The following is a 19,476-nucleotide window of genomic DNA, read 5'->3' as shown; positions in this document are numbered from 1 at the left end:
ATTAGAGGGCTTTTTTATGTCTTGAGTAACCATCAATACAATTGCTAACGTTAGCTAAACGTTGATTAACAGCTATTAGTCTCAAGCTTGCTACAATGAAGTGGTGTATTCTAAATAATAAAGACAATTAAACTGGTAGTATTTAAGGAGAAAAAGTATGCTAGGTGAACCTGAATATAGTATGAATGAGTTATTCGCCCAATTAGGACTAGATAGCTCTGACGAAGCGATTAGTAGTTTTATTGAGAAGCATCAACTGACTAAAAACGAAGAGTTGATAAAATCTGATGTCTGGAATGACAGTCAACGGATGTTTTTACAAGAAGAGTGGACGCAAGATGCTGCATGGGTTGAGACTATTGATGAGCTAAATGTGCGGATGCATCCAGACGCATAAAATCAGCAATACCGTCGCGTTTTTAGGATATTTTGACTATAAGTTTAAAAACAAATAATAAGTCGATTAAAAAACCCACAATTCTATAAATTTAAAATTGTGGGTTTTTGCTGTTCTATATCTCAATTATAATAATTTTAGTTAAGATGCTAACTAGGCTGCTTGGCTCGCCATTCGAGTAACGCTTTTACATCGTTATGGATACCGACTTTTAGCGCCTCTAAGCCATCATAATGACGTTCACCATGTAGGTAATGTAAAAAGCGTACCTGTAGAGTTAGGTCATACAAATCCGCTTGCAACTCTGGAAAGTGCACTTCCAAACGCCAGTTATGCTCTTTATCAATAGAAGGTCTGATACCAATGCTGGCGGTGCCAAATAAGCTATGCGGACGCAAGCCTGCCACGCCTATTTTTCCATCAGTTGCTTGTGCAGTCAAACCATTGGTGATGACTTCGCCATCATCATCTAGACTCACCACATCGACGGCAAATATACCATGTAAGGCTGGCTTTAAGCGTTTTAAGTCAATATTCGCCGTAGGGAAGTCCATAGTGCGACCGATTTTATCACCGCCGACTACCAATCCTGTCATGGCATAATCGCGACCAAGTAGCGCATTAGCAGCGTCAAGGTCGCCAGCCAATAATAAGTCGCGAACGCGAGTGGAGCTAATACGTGCCGCTTTTTCACTACGATCAGTAACCGTATGTAGGTTGGTCACATCTAAGCCATAATCCCGCAAAAACTGACTGTCGCCAGTACGGTCATGACCAAATTTAAAGTCATCACCCAACACCAAGGATTTGACGTTTAAGCGCAGTGCCAAAATATCCGCAAAGGCCTTGGCCGATAGCGATCGAAAATCAGAATCAAAGCCTGCTACAATCAAAGTTTCAACACCATATTCGGCGAGCAATGCTTGTTTTTCTGCCAAATTGGTCAGGCGCGCAGGGGCAGTGTCAGGGGCAAAAAACTCACGAGGTTGTGGCTCAAATATCATGACGGCAGAGCCAAGGTTTTGTGCTTGGGCAATCTCCCGAACTTGGGACAGCATCGCTTGATGACCCAGATGGACGCCATCGAAATTACCGATAGTCAACACGCAAGGTGCTAGGTCTATCGGGCTAGTGTTGGTAGGCAAAGCGCTCGGCGACGCAATCAGTTGCTCAAGAAAGTAGGTATTCATAAGTTTTCAGCTATGATAAGACCAGATAAAAAACGAAAAAACACACCTATACTAAAAATCGATGTGTCTAAAAGCAGCCATTATAAAGTAAAATAGCCCTACTAACATCCTATAGTCCTTCCATAATCGAAGTAAGAGGCGATAAGTATCATTATTTATCACTGCTGTATCAATTAAATAGATAGTTCATTTACCAACATTATTGCAGATGGACAGCACTTAATGGTTGTCACTTACCAGCAGCTATTACCAACCACGCCATTAACGATGGAGATATTATGACTGACGTTGCCCTGACTACTATACCGCCTATTTCATCAAAATATAATCTAAACGATTCGTTCGTTGTCGAGCGTGCAAGTCAGAACGATTTATCAGAGATTTTGGCTATTTATAATCAAAGCATCGCGGGCAAACAAGCAACGGCCAATCTGACACACGTGACTTGTGAAGAGCGCGAGGCTTGGTTTGATGAGCATTTAAATAGTGCTACTCGACCTATTTATGTCGTGAGAGCAGTGGCGACGGCTGGCGAAAGCGCAGAGCAAACAGCGTCAGCACTGATAGTGGCGTGGGGCAGCTATAGTGATTTGTACGCACGTATGGCCTATCATATCAGCAGTGAGATTAGTATTTATCTACATCAGGACTATCATGGGCAGGGCTTGGGTAGCTCGCTGATACGCTGGATGATGACACAAGCGCCAAGCCTCGGTATTAACAATATCGTCGCCCTTGTGTTCGCCCATAATCAGCCAAGCTTAGGACTGTTCCGTAAGTTTGGCTTTGAGCAGTGGGGCTACATGCCAAAAGTTTGCGATATGGAAGGGTTTATCGCTGATGTCGTGATGCTAGGTAAAGCAGTGACAGCAGATGAATTGTTGTGAGATTGAGATAAAGTATTGCCAAAAAAGCCACTTTAAAAAAGTGGTTTTTTCTAAATTGCTCATGGAAGAATACAGGGTGGCGTCTTAACCCAAAATTTTCCATTGCCCCGCTATTTTTTGCAATTCATAAGTCAAGGGTGCGGGCTCACTCTGACCCTTTAGCATCAGCTCACCAGTGATGGTTGCACGAGTTTTATCAGCATTATATGTCGTATCAAGGATAGTAACACCATCGACGGTTTGCTGAAAAGCAGATTGCGTCTTAGCAAGCTCTGCTTCAAAGTTTGCCATGTCTACTTTATAGTATCCGGCTGATTTTTTCACGTCACCTTGATATAAGCTATCTAATGCTTGCTTAACCGTGTCTTCTGGCGTACCAGATTGAGTCGGGTTAGTGACTAAGCTTGGCTGCTTGGCGTTTTCTTTATCTGCGCTTATCACAGGGTTAATATTGTCACTATCAATAGCTGTCTCATCTTTAGCACTATCCGTCATTTGCTCGCCTGCAACCGTGCTCTTCGTATCAACGCCTGCCGTTTGATTGGCTGCATCGATTTCAGGGTTGTCAGCGATGGCGGCTGTATCGCTTGCTGTGTTTGCGCCATCTGTTTCTACATTATCGTTGTTGCTACAACCACTGATGAGCAATCCAGTGCTCAATACACCAGCGGTTATTAGCATTGGTAAGCGTTGCAGCATCGAATGCTTGATTGTCATAGTAACCCTCAGATTTTATTTATTTATCAATAAACAATTATGGCAACTATCAGCGGCATTCACTGTCAATTCTCATATTAAGCTTGTTTTGGTTTAGTAAGTCATTTATTCAACATTCACAGATAAATTAGCCATGCTTTAGCTGACGTGGACGGAAGCCTGTTGCTAGTAATACCACCCCATAAACCAAAGCACCTACTGCACACATAATGAGCAGAGCCGCGATACGTCGCCACTGAGCCTCGTCGGCTGGGAAGTAGGGCAACATGATATAAAGGATGGCAACCATAGAGGCGGTAGAGATTGCAAACTGGGCAAACAGCTTTTTCCAATGGTTGCCAAAACGGAAAATATCGCGCTTATGTAAGAAATAATATAATAAGCCCGCGTTTACGAAGGCCGCTCCTGTGGTCGCAAGGGCAAGACCACCATGCAGAGGTATCTCTAAAAAGTAGAATATCCCGATAAAAATCACACTAAAAACCATATTGGCAAAGACCGATATGATACCGATTTTTACTGGCGTTCTAGTGTCTTGACGGGCAAAAAATGCGGGCGCAAATATTTTAATGAGCATAAAGCCTAAAATCCCACCGGCCATACTGCGTAACGCCAGCGAACTCATTTGTGCATCACGCAAGGTAAATTCACCACGCAAGAACAGCGCTTGCATCAGCACATCAGCCAAGATAAATAGGGCGGCTGATGCGGGCACACCGACTAAAATAATCAGCCGTGCTGCCCAATCAATGGTCTTTTTAAAGCTAACATCATCCTTTTGCGCTTCACTCTTTGATAGGCTTGGCAAAATGACTGTACCAATCGCTACGCCAATCAGTCCTAACGGCAGCTCGCTCATACGTTCCGCTGCATAAAGCCAAGAGACTGATCCGCCAATCATTAATGAGGCAAAAATAGTATTGAGGAGCAGATTGATCTGAGTGACAGAGACACCAAAGATAGCAGGCAACATGAGTTTTAAGATGCGTTTAACGCCTTCGTGCTGAAAATCAATCTTAGGCGCGACCAGCAGCTTTTGTTGCCATAACTGCGGCAGCTGTATGAGAAACTGTAGCAAACCGGCGATTGCAACGGCATAACCAAGCGCCATAATCGGTGTATCGAACATAGGGGCAAAAATTAATGCGCCGCCAATCATACACAAGTTTAGTAACACCGGTGCAAAAGCGGGCGCAGCAAAACGCCCGTAGCTTTGCAGAATACCGCTAGCAAAAGCGGTCATAGAAATAAATAATAAATAGGGAAAGGTAAGACGCAGCAGCTCGGCGGTGATGGCAAATTTACCAGGTTGATCAGCAAATCCAGGAGCAAATAAAGTCACTACCCACGGCGCCATCAAAATGACGACCACAGTGAGCATGGATAGAATCAACAACAGGGCGCCTGAGGTACGACTGACTAATATCTGTACCTGTTGTAAGCTATATTTTTCTTTGTATTCGGACAGTACTGGCACGAAAGCTTGGCTAAAGGCGCCTTCAGCAAACAGACGGCGCAAAAAGTTAGGTATCTTAAAGGCGACCAAAAAGGCATCCATCAGACCACCTGCACCAAACACCCCTAATAATACGACATCGCGTACCAGACCTAAGATACGGGACAGCATGGTCATGCTGCTGACGACCATGGTTGAGCGAAATAACCGACTTTTTGCCATGAGACCCTATTTTGCTAAGTTGTTTACTGCTGGTTGTTTACTGATGATTGTTTGCTGAGTTGCTGTTATCAAAAAACTGACGGATTATAGCATTTTCATAATCGAGATAAATGGATTGAATGTGGAATTAGTTCAGGATTCTTATATAAGCTAGGGCGTGTCCTCATTTTAAAAATGGTGATAAAAGTGAGGTAAACTGTAGTTAAACAAGGATAATATCGAAATATTGCCTAGCTATTTAACGATGATTGGCAAGATTTAACCATTTTTAGCCCATTTAGATCGCTATCAGTTGAATTGAGGACACGCCTAGTCCGTAAGGTTTTTTCCTACCAGCGCACGTAACTTTGGCCAGTCAAAGTAATCGCCAGGGTCTGTCTTTCGACCCGGCGCGATATCACTATGACCCGTTAGGTGGCGGCGGGTTTTGGGGTAGGCGTCATATAGTGCAGCGATAACGGCTGCAAGTGTGTCATATTGCACAGAGGTAAAGGACACAAAATCTGACCCTTCCAGCTCGATGCCAATGCTATAATCATTACATTCAGGACGGCCAAGATAGCTAGATCTGCCTGCATGCCATGCGCGCTCGGCAAAGTTTACAAACTGTGTGATAGCACCATCACGTTCTATAAATAGATGTGCTGAGACCTCTGCGCCCTGAATGGTTTGAAAATAAGGATGCGCATCCCAGTCTAATTGATTGGTAAATAATGCTTTTACATAATGAACACCATCACTGCCGCAGACGCCAAACTCATTCGGTGGTAGGCTAATATTGTGAATGATAATGGTGTCAATAGTCAGGTTGTCGGGTCGTTTATTATAGTTCGGCGACATAAGCCAAGTGGCTGAGGATAAGCGCCCGTCTTTGATAGTCATTGGCGGTGTCATGGACATAAGTGCTCTCTTTTATTATGGGGTTAATAAGTGCGTAGCAAATACTCGTGATTACCAATTTTTTATTAATTAATAGCGAAATTTTTTAAAAAACAGCTAATCATAACCTTCTTTTGACGATTAGATAGACCCAATAACGCGATAAGCGTATGGCTCTTACAGTGCGAGATATTACTCATGTCTATATATTCAAACCTTGTGGTGCACTCCAACCTGTTGACGACAGATTATACGCCAACGAAGATGAGCAGGCGCGCGCGTTTACCATTAATGGTTGCAGGTCTGTTGCTGACGGCACAAGCGCAGGCATTTTTGCCAACGCCAGCAGAGCTTGTGACCACAGGCGCGTTAGCGTTGGATAACAACGCTGATGCTGAGCTAGATAATAACATCAAGCCAAATAGCACCTCAAATAAAGATGTCACTGATCAGCCACGCACCAATAAAACTACTAGCGGTGTCGATAATAACGTCAGTAGTATTACCAACATTACTGCCGAGCAGCTGCTAGCATCGTGGCGCGAGAAGGCAAAAACAGAAAACCTAGCTCAGCATACGACATGGCGACGTTTATTGTACTTCTTTGATGATCAAAAAAACTTAATTGGTAAGAAAAAAGACACAAGTCTCGTTGAGGATGCTAGCTTCTTTTTGAGTGAAAAAGGTCAACAAGACTCAGGTGCAGAGCTTGATGCGTTGCTGGTCGCCCTTGCTGAAGAATTAGCGCCGACGCCTAACACGACCGTTAAAAAAAACACAGCGATTAAAAACAATACCGCTAATAACTCGGTGCTCTGTCGTTTCCCAGCGCGCGTTCAATGGCTGACTGATACGCTAAATATTGATAAGACAAACTGGCAAGCTGAGTGTCCAGAGCTGAATGAGTGGATGCAAACACTAGCGCCCGAGCAGCTGTCTATTATGTTTGCCGAAGAGTATTTGGACAATCCTATATCAGCCTTTGCCCATACTTTATTGCGTATTGACTCAAAGGCCAGTGTGGCTGATCCCAGTCAGATTCATCATGCCTACGCGCTGAATTATACGGTCGATGGTGATCCAGACGACAGCTTTTTGATTTATGCTTTCAAATCTATGACAGGTGGCTATGATAACGCCATCGAAATCGATCCTTATCCAGAAAAGCTGGCGAAGTATCTCAAAGACGATGAGCGTGATGCGTGGACGTATCAGTTGAATTTGACCCCAAGCGAGGTGCAGCAAATCATGTTGCATGTTTGGGAGACCAAAGGGTTAGAGTTACCGTATTACTTCACCACCGATAATTGCGCCTCTGAGGTTTTACGTCTTATCGACGTCGTACGCCCACAGCAGCATTTATTAAGCCGACTGCCTTATGCCGTCGTACCTTCTGACGTCATTCAGCTGCTTAATGAAGAAGACTTACTGGCAAACCCTAGTTATACGCCAGCTGATGATACTGTGCGTCAAGCCGCGCTCAATCAAGCCAAGGTCGCCGCTAAGCTAGGTTATCAGCCATTGCCTAAAGAGGCAGCCCAAGAGATCAAATCTGCAGAGCGCAATCCAGCATCCAGTATGTCAGCAGATGGTCAAACCATACGCAACCTGCCTATCGTCGCTTCGAACAATAACCCAATAGATAGACATCCATTGCAAATGGCGCAGATTGGTGTCGGACAACGCGGTGACAATAACTATATCGATGTGGGTGTGCGTGCAGGTTTTCATGACACCCTTGATCGTACCACTGGGTTTTCACAGTTTTTTAATTTAGAAGGGCTGGCAGCGACGCTACGCTTTTATGATAATGATGACAACAGTAACAATAAACAGCTGGACAGCGTGGTCTTGCAGAACATTACACTGCTGCGTGGCCGCTCATTTAACCCGGTAAATAGCGCTAAGCAAGGCAAAACTTGGGGTGTCAGTGTCGAGGCAACCCGAGTAAACGATGGCTCACAGCAAGCTGGCAGCGATCATTTGGTCGGGAGCGTGGGCTATGAGACGGGCTGGTCGTGGGCGTTTGGTACGCCAAGCGCTGGTACTGGCGAGATGCCGCCGCAGCTATGTTACGCATTGCTATCAGGCACGGGGCAAGCAGGGCGCGGTATCAATAAAGGCTTTCGAGTAGGTGCAGGCGTGAATGCTGGTTGCCGTTATCAGATTAACAATCAGTTACGCGCGCAGGCTGAATTGCAATTGCCATATTGGTATCATGGCAGCAGTGATGACTCTAACGCTCGCGGTCACTACTGGCAGCCGGTCTCAACGTTAGGTCTGCAATACGATATCGATAAAAAACAAGCATTACGTATTAATGCTAATTATGAATGGCAAGATCGCATCGATGCTAATGACGACGTGCAGCTGTCATACAGACGCTATTTCTAACCACTATTTCTAGCCGCTGTCTTCATAAGTAGTATTTTTAGATGGTGCGTGAAAGACTGGTAATGAAAAACTTGTGCCAAAAGGCTTTTGTTAAAGAAAGGACGCATTATGAGTACGCAAAATTTACTGATTATTGGACAAGGTGATATCGGTTTGCCCGTTACCAATAAACTTGCTGAGGAAGGCTCATCGGTCACAGGCCTTGCCCGCAATGAACGCGAGCATTATGATTTGAATAGTAATGCAAAGTTTATGCAAGCTGATGCGTTGACGCTTAGCGCTGCCCAACTGCAAGAATTTACTCATATTGCAATTATCGTCACTCCTGATGAGTATTCAACCAGCGGTTATCACGACAGTTATTTGGCGATTAATCAACACTTAGCAGAGTTTGCGGATAAGCTAACCAACCTTGCGCGCGTTGTTTTTATTTCCTCAACGGGTGTTTATGGTCAGGATAGTGGCGAATGGATTGATGCAGATACTGTGCCTGTCAGCCCTGAGCGCGAAGCATCAAAGGTAATCTTGCAAGCAGAACAAGTGCTGCAACAAGGCTTTGGCGATAAAGCCGTTATCATTCGTCCGAGCGGTATTTATGGTCGCGCGCGTCTCATGCGCTTATGCAAGGCCAAAGAGAAACAAAAAGAGCCAGTAGCCGCACAGCACTGGAGTAATCGTATTATGGATCGTGATTTGGTCAATATTATCACCAACGTCCTGACCATTGAGGCACCAAAGCCACTTTATATCGCCACTGACTATGCGCCCGTCACCACTCATGAGCTAGGCGTTTGGTTAAGCGAGCAAATAGGTGAGACACCGCCTACTATTGATCATTCAAAAACAGCAGTTACGGGGAAGCGCTTGCATAGCAACATTCCGTTAGCTTGGCTGGATTATCCTGACTGGCAAGCAGGTTATCGTGATATTTTGAGTTATCAAGAGTAAGATGATAGTTTGATTTAATTAGAATTGTTTTTATGTTTTATAGTTTATGGAGATTTCATGACCCAGCCTTCTACTTCTGATGACCGTTTGTCTCATGCTAATCTGGCAGCAGAAGGCGGTAAGCTGGCAGAAAACCATGTGCAAAAAAAGGCTGAGCAATCATCTATGCTAGCTGATTCACAGCAGCCTGCAATCGTCCATCCCAATTTTGATCCCAGTCAATCGCCCCTTGATCCTGCACGTCCGTTAAGTGATATTCCAGAACCTGCTCGACGCTTAAATGGTCAATTACGACGGCTTTATGGGAATTCTGCGCGCTTTTATCAGCCTAATGAGGCGACACTATCGAAGTGGGCGCTTATTGCCTCAGAGGCGCTGACTGAGCATTTGTCCTTACTCAATGCCGCCCAACTTGTTGAGTTTCCCGACAGCTTTTATCACAATCATAGCGAGCAGCCATTATTATCGCCATTAACCGATATGACTTTGTTGGACATGTCAGATATTCAGCAAGTACTTCGTGCTTATCCAAAACTGCATCGTTACGGTTTTACGCTTGCGGATAGTCCGCTACAGAGCGATCCGAACAAGATTAATAAGAGCACCAAAAGTACTTCAGCGTCGCTGCGTGCATTGACCAAACACTATAATCCTGATGAATTACTCAGCAGCCTCTATGCCGATGATTGGCAAGTGGTTTTGCAGCCGCAGCAGTTTGAGACAGGCGAGGGCAGTTTGGCGACGGATATTATGGCGTGTAGTGTCGCCGTTCATGCCCTAAAGCAATGTAGTACGCGCAAAAGCATCAATCATAGCTATAGCGCTGCGCAAATCTGTCAGCATGTACGCAGCTATCTGCTTAGCCAAATTGTTTGTGAGCCCGCCCAGCGCCATGCTTATCGTCAGATGCGCATATTTGCTGGGCATATCATTGTTGCCGCTTATCATTTAGGCTGGGACATACAAGTGAGCCATGATGGCCAGTGTTATTTTAATTGTTCATCACGTAGTGGGCTACTGACTCGTTACCCCAATATGCAGGATTACGACATCAATGGTTGGTCAAGCTGACCAATAATGCGTACAATAATGCCAGTTTTTTGACCTTCTTTTCGACGATAGGAACGCCATAATGTCTCATGCTCAAAACCCTTCTTTCTCATCCCACCAATTTATTCAACTGGCTTTAGACAATCAAGTCCTGAAGTTTGGTGAGTTCGTGCTCAAGTCTGGTCGTATCAGTCCGTATTTTTTTAATGCTGGCTTGCTGGCAACGGGTGAGATGTTGTCATTACTAGCACGTGGTTATGCAGATGCTTTGGCTGAGAAAATGGCCGAACAGATGGCAGCTAACAATAACGGTGCAGAGCAGCAAGAGCTGGTCATTTTTGGTGCGGCCTATAAAGGCATTCCATTTGTGGCTGCAACCGCGCAAGCGTTATGGCTGCATCATGGCATTAATGCCGAATGGGGTTATAACCGTAAAGAAGCCAAAACCCACGGTGAAGGGGGTAATTTGGTAGGTGCTGATGTCAGTGGCAAAGCCGTTTGGGTACTTGACGATGTGATTACGGCGGGCACAGCGATGCGCGAAGTGGTCGATATTTTAGAGCAAGCAGGTGCTAGTGTGGCCGGTATTATAGTGGCCCTCGATCGTAAAGAAAAAGGCCAAAGCGATCATTCTGCTATTCAAGAGCTTGCTGCGACCCTAAAAGTACCAGTACGTGCACTCGTCGATATCGACGATTTAATCAGCTATTTAGCGGATGACCATGACGTACAAAGCGGTCAGTATAAAGATGCGACGCAACTGGCAAAAATGCAGCATTACCGCGCGCAGTACGGTGTATAGTTGGGTACTGAAGTTTGAATCTATTCTAATAATAATATAACGTAAGTGAGCCTTATCATGAGCCAAGAAAAGCAAAAAAAATCTCTAAAAATACTCGTCATTATGGATCCTATCGAGCGGGTTAATTATAAAAAAGACACCAGCCTTGCGATGATGTGGGCAGCACAAGATCGAGGACACACACTGGGCTATTGCCAAATACATGATCTATGGTTGGATCGTGGGCAGCTGATGATAGATGCGCAGCCAGTAACCGTTGCACGCAATCCTGAAGATTTTTATACGCTAGGCGACAAGGCGACAGTGTCAGTCAGCGACTATGACGTGATTTTGATGCGTAAAGATCCCCCGTTTGACATGCGCTTTATCTATGCGACTTATATGCTCGATCATGCCAAATCGGCAGGTGTGTTGGTGGTCAATGACCCACAAGCAATTCGCGACTGTAATGAGAAATTGTTTGCAACTTGGTTTAGCGACTATATGAGCCCAACGATTGTGACCAGTAAACAAGCGCATATTCGCAAGTTTATCGCTGAACAGCAAGACGTTATCGTCAAGCCGTTAGATGGTATGGGCGGTACTGGTATTTTTCGTTTGACTGCTGATAGCCCAAACATTGGAGTGACGCTGGAGATATTAACTGAGCTTGAGACCTTGCCAATTATGGCACAGCGTTATTTACCAGAGATCAAACAAGGCGATAAGCGCGTGCTAATCGTCGATGGCGTGGTAATCGATTATAGCTTGGCGCGTATTCCTACCAAAGGCGAGACCCGTGGTAATCTGGCTGCCGGCGGTAGCGGTGTGGCTATGCCGCTGACTGACGTTGAGCGTCAAGTCGCAGAAGTGGTCGCGCCAATCGTCAAAGAAAAAGGACTAATGTTCGTCGGCTTAGACTTAATCGGTGGCCGTATTACGGAGATTAACGTCACTAGTCCAACTTGCGTACGTGAGATTGATGACCAATGTGGCACCGATATTGGTACAGACTTTATCGTAGCGATTGAAAATAAATTGGCTGTCTAAGTTCAATAGCTATTTCAAATAAACAGTTATTTGAGCTAAATAGTCATTAACCTTTATAATTATTAAACTGTAAAGCTATCAAGCTTTAGTAGTAAGAAAAGAGTGATTGAAAAGAAACTTATGTTCATAAAAAACCTAATAATTATGCTAAGATATCTTGATTATTTATCATAATTTTATATGATAGGACAGTATTATCGAGCTATAAGATGATACCAAGCACTGTATCAACTCTTTCATAACACAAGGACGTACTATGAATACATTTGCAAAATCACTCTTACTTACCGCAGGCCTAGCATTGGGTTTTAGTGCCAGTGCAGCAGACCAACTCAACAATACCAAATGGACCACTTACAACGATAGTGGTAAGCCCGATGCGGTGTTAAGGTTTTCTGAAAGCAACGGTAAGCTTTCGGCCAAAATTGTTGAGATTTTGGACCCTCGTGCCAAAAATAAAAAAGTCTGTGATGAATGTAAAGGTAAATTTAAAAACAAGCCTTTGACGGGAGCGACGGTGCTGTGGGATTTAGAGCCAGATGCTAACGATCCTAATAAATATGTCAATGGTAGCGGTATTGAGCCAGAGACTGGCAGAACCTTTTCTGGAAAAGCAGAATTACAAGGCGATACGCTGAAGCTACGTGGCTATAAAGGCATCTCATTACTGGGTAAAACTCGTATTTTAAAACACCGTTAAGCATTGACGTTTTACCCTTCAATCTAAGTCATCAACAAAGCCAAGTCGCGATTGCTCACGGCTTGGATTTTTGTTATTGGTAAACCAGAAATTACTGTATATAAGACATTGATTTCCTCTATACTATGCGGGCTTTTACAGTGTCAGTATTCTCTAACGATCGATATGACTGCAGGCTGACAAACCCTTCATATAAATAAAGAAAAGATAGGCAGACGTTCATGAAAACACCGCATATATTGATGATGGCTGCTGGCACAGGTGGGCACGTATTTCCAGCGCTTGCCGTGGCCGAAGCACTAACCGAGCGCGGTGCTATTATCCATTGGTTAGGGACGCCAAACGGTATGGAGAATGGCTTGGTTGCGCCGACTGGGTATCAGTTTCATGCTATCGATATGCAGGGCCTGCGCGGTAAAGGGCTAGGGCGCTTACTAAAATTGCCGGTTACCTTACTCTCAGCTACCATGGCCGCCATCAAAGTCATTCGCAACAATCAGATTGATATTGTCGTTGGCTTTGGCGGTTATGTGACTGCACCCGGCGGGATTGCGGCGCGTCTGACCAAAACACCGCTGATTATTCACGAGCAAAATGCCATTGCTGGTATGAGTAATCGTTATTTGGCTAAGATGGCCACTAAAGTATTACAAGCATTTGAGAATACCTTTGCGAATAGTCAGCTTGATGCTAAGCTTGAAACGGTTGGCAATCCAGTGCGTAACGCCATTACGGGGGTTGCCGAACCGGCTGAGCGTTATGATGTCACTGATAGCTCACCACTTAAGTTGTTGGTCGTAGGCGGCTCACTTGGTGCGCAAGTTTTAAACGAAATCGTACCAAAAGCGCTGGCATTAATAGACCGTCCTTTTGAAGTGCGTCATCAGTGTGGCCGTAATAACGACGCAGCCACGCAAACGGCTTATGATAGCGAGAATTTAAGTGCGCATCACTTTACCGTACAGCCCTTTATCGATGACATGGCAGCGGCTTATAATTGGGCGGATATGATTGTTTGCCGCGCAGGCGCATTGACCGTTACCGAAATCCAAAACGTCGGTATCGCTGCGATTTTTGTGCCGCTACCGCATGCCGTTGATGACCATCAAACAGCGAATGCGCGTACCTTGACATCACACGAGGCAGCGATTTTATTACCGCAGTCTGAGCTGACAGCGAAGCGTTTAAGTGATGAGCTTGCTGTACTGGATCGACAAACCTGCTTGACGATGGCCAAAAAAGGCCATGCGCTCGCCAATCGCCGCGCCAGCCAGCAAGTCGCTGATATTATCTGGCAAGCATTATAAGCGTCGGTCTTAGCATTAATTTTGTCAGCGATTTTTTACTTTAGCAAATTTCATTAGTCTTATATAAAGAGAAAACCCTATGTCTATTCCTGCGAAAGCCTTACCTAAGCGTTTGATTGAAATACCAGAGATGCGCCGTATTCAGCACTTGCATTTTGTCGGTATTGGCGGCTCGGGGATGTGCGGTATCGCGGAAGTGATGAAGAATCAGGGCTATCAAGTCAGCGGTTCTGATATTGCTGATAGCCTGGTGACTCGCCGTCTACAGCAGATTGGTATTGAGATATCGATAGGTCACGATTCCAAAAATATTGCCAATGCGGATGTCATCGTTGTATCGTCAGCGATTGATCGCAGCAATCCTGAAGTAAAAGCAGCGCTTGAAGCGCGTCTGCCAGTGGTACGCCGCGCCGATATGTTGGGTGAATTAATGCGTTATCGTCATGGCATTGCCGTGGCCGGCGCGCATGGCAAGACCACAACGACCAGTTTGCTCACTACGATGATGGCAGAAGGGCAGCTCGATCCTACCTACGTGATTGGTGGTAAGCTGAACGCTTCTGGCAAAAATGCCGCACTGGGTAGCAGCCGTTTCTTAGTAGCAGAAGCCGATGAGTCTGATGCCTCGTTTTTGTCTTTGCATCCGATGGCTGCAATTGTGACCAACATCGATCAAGACCATATGGAAACGTATGAAAATAGTTTTGACAAATTAAAAGCCGCTTATATTCAGTTTTTACAAAATATGCCGTTTTATGGTTTGGCCGTCGTGTGCGGTGATGACCCAGAATTATATGCGATGATTGATGATATTGGTCGTCCCGTATTGACCTTTGGGCTTGAGCCTTTTAACGATGTACAGGCCGTTGACTTGGTGACAGAGGGCACAAAAACTCACTTTACCGTATTGCGCCGTGACCGCGAGCCTTTACGTTTGACCCTTAATATTCCTGGTACTCATAACGTCTACAATGTGCTTGCCGCTATTACCATGGCGACAGATGAAGGTGTCGATGACGAGGCCATCAAACGCGCCTTGCAAAAATTCGAAGGCGTGGGTCGTCGTTTTGAGCAGCATGCCTCTGTCAGTATCGATGATGGTGACGTGTTGTTGATTGACGATTATGGTCATCATCCAAAAGAAGTCGACGCGACGATTAAAGCGGCGCGTCAAAGCTTCCCTGAGCGTCGTTTGGTAATGATGTTTCAGCCGCACCGTTATAGCCGTACCCGCGATTGTTTTGATGATTTTGTCGAAGTACTCTCCAGCGTAGATGAGCTATTATTATTAGACGTATATTCAGCAGGTGAAAGCCCGATTACTGGTGCTGATACCAAGTCATTGGCACGTAGCATTCGGCTGCGCGGTGAAGTTGAACCGACGATTATTGACAAGGACAATTTAGCACCGGTCATGCAGCGTTTATTAAAAGCCAATGACATGCTGATTACCCAAGGTGCGGGTAATGTGGGCCAGATAGCAGTAGATTTGGCCGCCAATAACCTTTATATCTAATAAGCTAAAAAGAATTCTAGGAACTATCCTTATGACAAGCAATAACCACCAAAAAAATGCAAACGACCTTCATAAAGCCAGCGATAATGTTGAAGGTAAAGCAACGATTACCAACCCAGAGACAGCACTAGCGGCGGCGGCTCAAGCGGAGCAAGACAAGCTTGCAAGTGATAAAGTCGCTAATGATAGGGCAGAACTAAGCAATAACAACAGCGAAGTAAAAGATGCTGGCCAGTTTGGTAAAGTAGCCGTTATTTATGGTGGCAGTAGCAATGAGCGCAGCGTGTCGTTAGACAGTGGCGCCGCTGTCTTGCAAGCGCTACAAAACCAAGGCGTTGATGCCACTCATTTTGATCCTAAGCATCAGGACATTACTGAGCTGCGTGATTATGATCGCGTGTTTAATGTGTTGCATGGTCGCGGCGGTGAAGATGGTTTGCTACAAGGCGTGTTGCAATGGTTTGATATTCCGCAGACAGGTTCAGGCATTTTGGCATCAGCGCTGGGCATGGACAAGGTTCGTACCAAGCAATTGTGGCAAGGCTGCGGCTTAGCGACGGCACCATTTTCACTATTGACGGCCGATACCGACTGGCAGCAAGTGGTCAATATGCTAGGTCTGCCACTCATTATCAAGCCCGTTCATGAAGGTTCGAGTATTGGCATGACCAAGGTTAATAACTTGGACGAGTTGCCGGCGGCTTATGCAACAGCGGTACAGTGCGGTGATGCTGTCATGGCTGAGCGCTGGATTACTGGTCGCGAGTTTACGATTGTTATTATCGATGACGAAGCCTATCCGGTCATTCGTCTTGAGCCTGCTGATATCACCAACTTCTATGATTTTGAAGCCAAATACAATCGTAACGATACCAGCTACTATATTCCGTGCGGCTTAAGTGACGCTGATGAAAAGCATTTACAAGATTTGAGCCTTGCTGCATTCCGTGCTGTTGATGCCAAAGGGTGGGGGCGTATCGATGCTATGCAGGACGAAGCAGGTAACTTTTGGTTGCTTGAGATTAATACCGTCCCGGGCATGACCAGTCATAGTTTGGTACCGATGGCAGCTAAGGCGCGTGGTATGGATTTCAATACGCTGTGCTGGCACATCCTTACGCAAACATTATAAACAGTTGGTAGATTCAGCTTAAATGTTCTTGTCTGGCTTAATATTCATAACGCAGTTTGTGATAATCGCTATTGATACTATAGAAGTTTGAAAAGTGATTATTAATGGGTAAAAATAATCGTCAAATAGATACTGACATTATTGAATATTTATGAATATAAGCAGATATGAATGTATCGCTAGCCCTGCTATACCACAGCTTCGTGTAAACTTGTGTAAATTCGTTGTTAGTAGTAAGGGTTAGGCTATTGTTTGACCGCAAAATACGTTAATATTGTAATTATTGAATCGTTTTAGTGATATTTATGTTGTTTTATGAGTATATGTTATAAGTTCTTCATAAAATGAGAAAAATGTTACGTTTGAAATGGGATAACCGTATTATATCCCTCGTTTTCGACAAAGATTTTGCTAACATATTGATTCAGTCATTCTCTGCCTACATTGTGCAGATTAACTTTTAATAAAAAGCACTATTGGCTTTATGCAAATATAGGGACGAAGGTCATTATGGCTCAAACTGTCAACGACGTAACTGACTTGATGAGTGATAAAGCCCGTCGACCAAAATCTAATTTCCAAGTACCGACTTCGGTCAGATATTTTTTTATGATATTGGTGTTGGGTTTATTAGTGCTTATATTGATTATGGGTGGTAAAGCTTTACGTGATGCGCCGCCAGCAGCTATTCTTGTCAATAATCAAGGCTTGACAGTCGCTCAGTATCGAGCGCTACAGCAAGTGATGAACCAACAGAAGGTGAGCAGTTTTTTCACTTCTGATTTACAAGCATTAAGAGACATTACTACTGGTCTTGCTTGGGTGGATCAAGTGAGTGTGACTCGCGATTGGCAACGCGGTATCGTCGTCACAGCACTGCCCAAACAAGCGGTTGCTAACTTTGGTACTGAGCGTTTGGTTGATGCAAAGGGCGTGGTTTTTGTTCCTGCTGATAGTAGAGATTTGACACAAGCGCAATTTGCTACTTTACAAGGTGAGATAACGCAAGCACCGGTTATCATGCAACAAATGCAGCAAATTAACGATTGGTATGCGCCACTCGATATGCAAGTTGCCGATATTATCCTGTCACCAAGAATGACATGGCTCATTCGTTTTGACAATGGTCAGCGTGTCATTGTTGACAATGAAAACACCGCGCAAAAACTGCTGAATCTAAGTCAATTATTAGGCAATCAGTTGAGTAACCGACGAGATGAGATACAGTCGGTAGATTTGCGCTACAAAAACGGTTTTACTATTGCTTGGAATATGGCTGAATCTCAAGCCGACGCCGCAAAATAACTGGCAGTAAGACATTAATAATATACAGTAAGTAAAAATACAATAAGCAGAAATACTTGATAAGTAGCCAGTATTTTATGATAAGTTGCTTATTCAGCATTAATATTGAACGTACGATAGGATTTAATAGCGTATTAATAGCGCTTTTATAATGATTTAATGGGGACGTCATTTGGTCTCCTGTTTAGCGATAATTTATCTGGTACCATGAAAAATACTGAAAATCTGGTTGTTGTCCATCTAAGTGCCACGGCAGTTTATGCCGTTATTGGCAGCGTTGTCTCTGCAAAAGACATTCGTATTATGGGTGTAGGGCAAGTTAAAAATAGTGACTTTTATCAAGGTCAAATAAAGCATCGTGAACGCTTGCAAGGTGCTATCAAGCAAGCCATTCAAGAAGCAGAAGATACTGCCAATTGCCGTGTGCATAGTGTGTGGTTAACCTTAGCAACGCCTGAGCTACTCAGTAAAAATAGTACTGGAGAAGTGAGAGTAGAGGACGAAGTCGTCCGTGCTAAAGATATGGTACAGGCTTTATCTAATGCCAAATCACGCGATTTGCCTTCAGACTATTATTTGATGCATTGCTGCCAGCAAGGCATTTATGTCGATGAACAAGATTTTATGGTCGATGATGCGATTGAGACGGTAGCGCACAATATCAGTGTGATGTATCACATGATGATGATGCCAGTTGCCAGTCGTCAAAATATCCAAAAGCTATTACAAAGCTGTGATGTTGGCATCGATCATATTGTTTTTGATGCGGTGACTAGTGCAGAATATAGCTTGATGAGCGATGAGCGTCAGCAGGGTATCTGCTTGGTCGATATCGGAGCGAGCACTACCAGTATTTGTGTGTATAAAGAAAATAAACTGATCTTTACGCATTGTATCGCGACAGGCAGCCATGAAGTGACGATGGATATTTCAGCAGATGTCGGCATATCTATGATAGAAGCTGAAAAACTCAAAAAATCGCATGGTACGGTTGATGTTAATAGCGTCGATCCCAGCTCGTTCTTTATCTTTAAACCGCAAGGGACCAGTGACGAGATTAATATTGGTATTTATAATTTAGCCCGTATTATCGAAGCGCGTTATGTACAGATTTTTACGGAAGTGGCGCGTCAATTGCATGAAGCAGACCTGATTAGCTATATTGATAAAGGTATCGTGCTGACAGGTGGCGGTAGTGCCATTAAAGGAATGATACCTTTTTCTAAGAAGCTCCTTAAAATGCCAGTGGTATTGACCAATACTCATCCGGCTATTAGTGCTTATAATCATTTTGATAATGACGAATCATTTAAGCAGCTGAATAGCCAGGTCAACGATCGCGCTTATCAAACGGCATTTGGCACACTACTATATAGTCAAAGCGAGCAGTTTCGCCACAGTGAAAAAAGCGAACCGGAAGCGATTCAAAAAAATAGAGTGACCGGCGTCTTTCAAAGTGCAGGGCAACGTTTTGCTAGTGTGCTCAAAAAGATACTGTAAGTCTGCTGCTAAAAACGTTTGTATAAGAATATTTATATGAAAAAA

General features: G+C 44.3%; 17 protein-coding genes. 13 read left to right on the top strand and 4 right to left on the bottom strand.

Annotation, left to right across the window (positions count from 1 at the left end):
- Positions 1-157: 157 nt before the first annotated feature.
- On the top strand, positions 158-397 hold the full coding sequence (locus ACSUPM_RS11370) for a DUF2789 family protein (protein WP_101212337.1): 240 nt from the start codon (positions 158-160) through the stop codon (positions 395-397).
- Positions 398-546: 149 nt separating this feature from the next.
- Here ACSUPM_RS11370 and ribF read toward each other — a convergent pair whose 3' ends face one another.
- Positions 547-1,587 (bottom strand): riboflavin biosynthesis protein RibF, encoded by a 1,041-nt coding sequence (gene ribF / locus ACSUPM_RS11365; RefSeq protein ID WP_201565471.1) that lies wholly within the window; start codon positions 1,585-1,587, stop codon positions 547-549.
- Positions 1,588-1,865: 278 nt separating this feature from the next.
- Between ribF and ACSUPM_RS11360 the strand changes: the two genes are divergently transcribed.
- Positions 1,866-2,474, top strand: a complete 609-nt coding sequence (locus tag ACSUPM_RS11360; protein ID WP_436879959.1) for an N-acetyltransferase family protein — start codon at positions 1,866-1,868, stop codon at positions 2,472-2,474.
- An 84-nt stretch (positions 2,475-2,558) separates the two neighbouring features.
- Here the strand turns inward: ACSUPM_RS11360 and ACSUPM_RS11355 are convergent, their stop codons facing one another.
- From ACSUPM_RS11355 to ampD, 3 genes are all read right to left on the bottom strand, one after another.
- Positions 2,559-3,191 carry a hypothetical protein gene (locus ACSUPM_RS11355; RefSeq protein ID WP_436879958.1) on the bottom strand — a complete coding sequence of 211 codons (633 nt, stop codon included), beginning with the start codon at positions 3,189-3,191 and terminating at the stop codon, positions 2,559-2,561.
- Positions 3,192-3,318: 127 nt separating this feature from the next.
- Positions 3,319-4,869: a murein biosynthesis integral membrane protein MurJ gene (gene murJ / locus ACSUPM_RS11350; RefSeq protein ID WP_201583025.1), complete on the bottom strand. Its 1,551-nt coding sequence runs from the start codon at positions 4,867-4,869 to the stop codon at positions 3,319-3,321.
- Positions 4,870-5,178: 309 nt separating this feature from the next.
- The gene (gene ampD, locus ACSUPM_RS11345) at positions 5,179-5,763 is read right to left on the bottom strand and encodes a 1,6-anhydro-N-acetylmuramyl-L-alanine amidase AmpD (RefSeq protein WP_374189998.1); all 585 of its coding nucleotides are present in this window, start codon (positions 5,761-5,763) and stop codon (positions 5,179-5,181) included.
- A 183-nt stretch (positions 5,764-5,946) separates the two neighbouring features.
- Between ampD and ACSUPM_RS11340 the strand changes: the two genes are divergently transcribed.
- The 11 genes from ACSUPM_RS11340 to ftsA all read left to right on the top strand — a co-directional run bounded on the left by ACSUPM_RS11340 (position 5,947) and on the right by ftsA (position 19,431).
- Complete coding sequence (locus ACSUPM_RS11340) at positions 5,947-8,142, top strand: Lnb N-terminal periplasmic domain-containing protein (RefSeq protein WP_201583027.1); 2,196 nt, start codon at positions 5,947-5,949, stop codon at positions 8,140-8,142.
- Positions 8,143-8,250: 108 nt separating this feature from the next.
- The gene (locus ACSUPM_RS11335) at positions 8,251-9,090 is read left to right on the top strand and encodes an SDR family oxidoreductase (RefSeq protein ID WP_201583028.1); all 840 of its coding nucleotides are present in this window, start codon (positions 8,251-8,253) and stop codon (positions 9,088-9,090) included.
- A gap of 57 nt (positions 9,091-9,147) precedes the next feature.
- Positions 9,148-10,161 carry a hypothetical protein gene (locus ACSUPM_RS11330; protein WP_025652405.1) on the top strand — a complete coding sequence of 338 codons (1,014 nt, stop codon included), beginning with the start codon at positions 9,148-9,150 and terminating at the stop codon, positions 10,159-10,161.
- A 61-nt stretch (positions 10,162-10,222) separates the two neighbouring features.
- Positions 10,223-10,942, top strand: a complete 720-nt coding sequence (gene pyrE, locus ACSUPM_RS11325) for an orotate phosphoribosyltransferase (RefSeq protein ID WP_201583029.1) — start codon at positions 10,223-10,225, stop codon at positions 10,940-10,942.
- Positions 10,943-10,999: 57 nt separating this feature from the next.
- Positions 11,000-11,971 carry a glutathione synthase gene (gshB, locus tag ACSUPM_RS11320; protein ID WP_173238823.1) on the top strand — a complete coding sequence of 324 codons (972 nt, stop codon included), beginning with the start codon at positions 11,000-11,002 and terminating at the stop codon, positions 11,969-11,971.
- A gap of 256 nt (positions 11,972-12,227) precedes the next feature.
- Positions 12,228-12,671, top strand: coding sequence for a DUF2147 domain-containing protein (locus ACSUPM_RS11315; RefSeq protein WP_201565461.1), 444 nt, complete (start codon positions 12,228-12,230; stop codon positions 12,669-12,671).
- A 221-nt stretch (positions 12,672-12,892) separates the two neighbouring features.
- Positions 12,893-13,978, top strand: coding sequence for an undecaprenyldiphospho-muramoylpentapeptide beta-N-acetylglucosaminyltransferase (gene murG / locus ACSUPM_RS11310; protein ID WP_173238824.1), 1,086 nt, complete (start codon positions 12,893-12,895; stop codon positions 13,976-13,978).
- A 79-nt stretch (positions 13,979-14,057) separates the two neighbouring features.
- Positions 14,058-15,494 carry a UDP-N-acetylmuramate--L-alanine ligase gene (gene murC / locus ACSUPM_RS11305; RefSeq protein WP_201565459.1) on the top strand — a complete coding sequence of 479 codons (1,437 nt, stop codon included), beginning with the start codon at positions 14,058-14,060 and terminating at the stop codon, positions 15,492-15,494.
- Positions 15,495-15,525: 31 nt separating this feature from the next.
- Positions 15,526-16,626 (top strand): D-alanine--D-alanine ligase, encoded by a 1,101-nt coding sequence (locus ACSUPM_RS11300; RefSeq protein WP_227523271.1) that lies wholly within the window; start codon positions 15,526-15,528, stop codon positions 16,624-16,626.
- A 510-nt stretch (positions 16,627-17,136) separates the two neighbouring features.
- Positions 17,137-17,931 (top strand): cell division protein FtsQ/DivIB, encoded by a 795-nt coding sequence (locus ACSUPM_RS11295; protein ID WP_436879957.1) that lies wholly within the window; start codon positions 17,137-17,139, stop codon positions 17,929-17,931.
- A 207-nt stretch (positions 17,932-18,138) separates the two neighbouring features.
- A complete protein-coding gene (gene ftsA, locus ACSUPM_RS11290) occupies positions 18,139-19,431 on the top strand; it encodes a cell division protein FtsA (protein WP_436879956.1) in 1,293 nt (430 codons plus the stop codon).
- Positions 19,432-19,476 lie beyond the last annotated feature (45 nt).

This window comes from Psychrobacter okhotskensis (assembly GCF_965638355.1).
Classification (GTDB): domain Bacteria; phylum Pseudomonadota; class Gammaproteobacteria; order Pseudomonadales; family Moraxellaceae; genus Psychrobacter; species Psychrobacter okhotskensis.
Note: the sequence above shows the minus strand (reverse complement) of the source record. Positions and strands in the feature narration are given on the sequence as shown.

What these genes read in the sequence shown, in the direction of transcription:
- ACSUPM_RS11370 (WP_101212337.1), top strand. Translation starts at nt 158, where the DNA reads ATGCTAGGTGAACCTGAATATAGTATGAATGAGTTATTCGCCCAATTA.
- ribF (WP_201565471.1), bottom strand. Translation starts at nt 1,587, where the DNA reads ATGAATACCTACTTTCTTGAGCAACTGATTGCGTCGCCGAGCGCTTTG.
- ACSUPM_RS11360 (WP_436879959.1), top strand. Translation starts at nt 1,866, where the DNA reads ATGACTGACGTTGCCCTGACTACTATACCGCCTATTTCATCAAAATAT.
- ACSUPM_RS11355 (WP_436879958.1), bottom strand. Translation starts at nt 3,191, where the DNA reads ATGACAATCAAGCATTCGATGCTGCAACGCTTACCAATGCTAATAACC.
- murJ (WP_201583025.1), bottom strand. Translation starts at nt 4,869, where the DNA reads ATGGCAAAAAGTCGGTTATTTCGCTCAACCATGGTCGTCAGCAGCATG.
- ampD (WP_374189998.1), bottom strand. Translation starts at nt 5,763, where the DNA reads ATGACACCGCCAATGACTATCAAAGACGGGCGCTTATCCTCAGCCACT.
- ACSUPM_RS11340 (WP_201583027.1), top strand. Translation starts at nt 5,947, where the DNA reads ATGTCTATATATTCAAACCTTGTGGTGCACTCCAACCTGTTGACGACA.
- ACSUPM_RS11335 (WP_201583028.1), top strand. Translation starts at nt 8,251, where the DNA reads ATGAGTACGCAAAATTTACTGATTATTGGACAAGGTGATATCGGTTTG.
- ACSUPM_RS11330 (WP_025652405.1), top strand. Translation starts at nt 9,148, where the DNA reads ATGACCCAGCCTTCTACTTCTGATGACCGTTTGTCTCATGCTAATCTG.
- pyrE (WP_201583029.1), top strand. Translation starts at nt 10,223, where the DNA reads ATGTCTCATGCTCAAAACCCTTCTTTCTCATCCCACCAATTTATTCAA.
- gshB (WP_173238823.1), top strand. Translation starts at nt 11,000, where the DNA reads ATGAGCCAAGAAAAGCAAAAAAAATCTCTAAAAATACTCGTCATTATG.
- ACSUPM_RS11315 (WP_201565461.1), top strand. Translation starts at nt 12,228, where the DNA reads ATGAATACATTTGCAAAATCACTCTTACTTACCGCAGGCCTAGCATTG.
- murG (WP_173238824.1), top strand. Translation starts at nt 12,893, where the DNA reads ATGAAAACACCGCATATATTGATGATGGCTGCTGGCACAGGTGGGCAC.
- murC (WP_201565459.1), top strand. Translation starts at nt 14,058, where the DNA reads ATGTCTATTCCTGCGAAAGCCTTACCTAAGCGTTTGATTGAAATACCA.
- ACSUPM_RS11300 (WP_227523271.1), top strand. Translation starts at nt 15,526, where the DNA reads ATGACAAGCAATAACCACCAAAAAAATGCAAACGACCTTCATAAAGCC.
- ACSUPM_RS11295 (WP_436879957.1), top strand. Translation starts at nt 17,137, where the DNA reads ATGGCTCAAACTGTCAACGACGTAACTGACTTGATGAGTGATAAAGCC.
- ftsA (WP_436879956.1), top strand. Translation starts at nt 18,139, where the DNA reads ATGAAAAATACTGAAAATCTGGTTGTTGTCCATCTAAGTGCCACGGCA.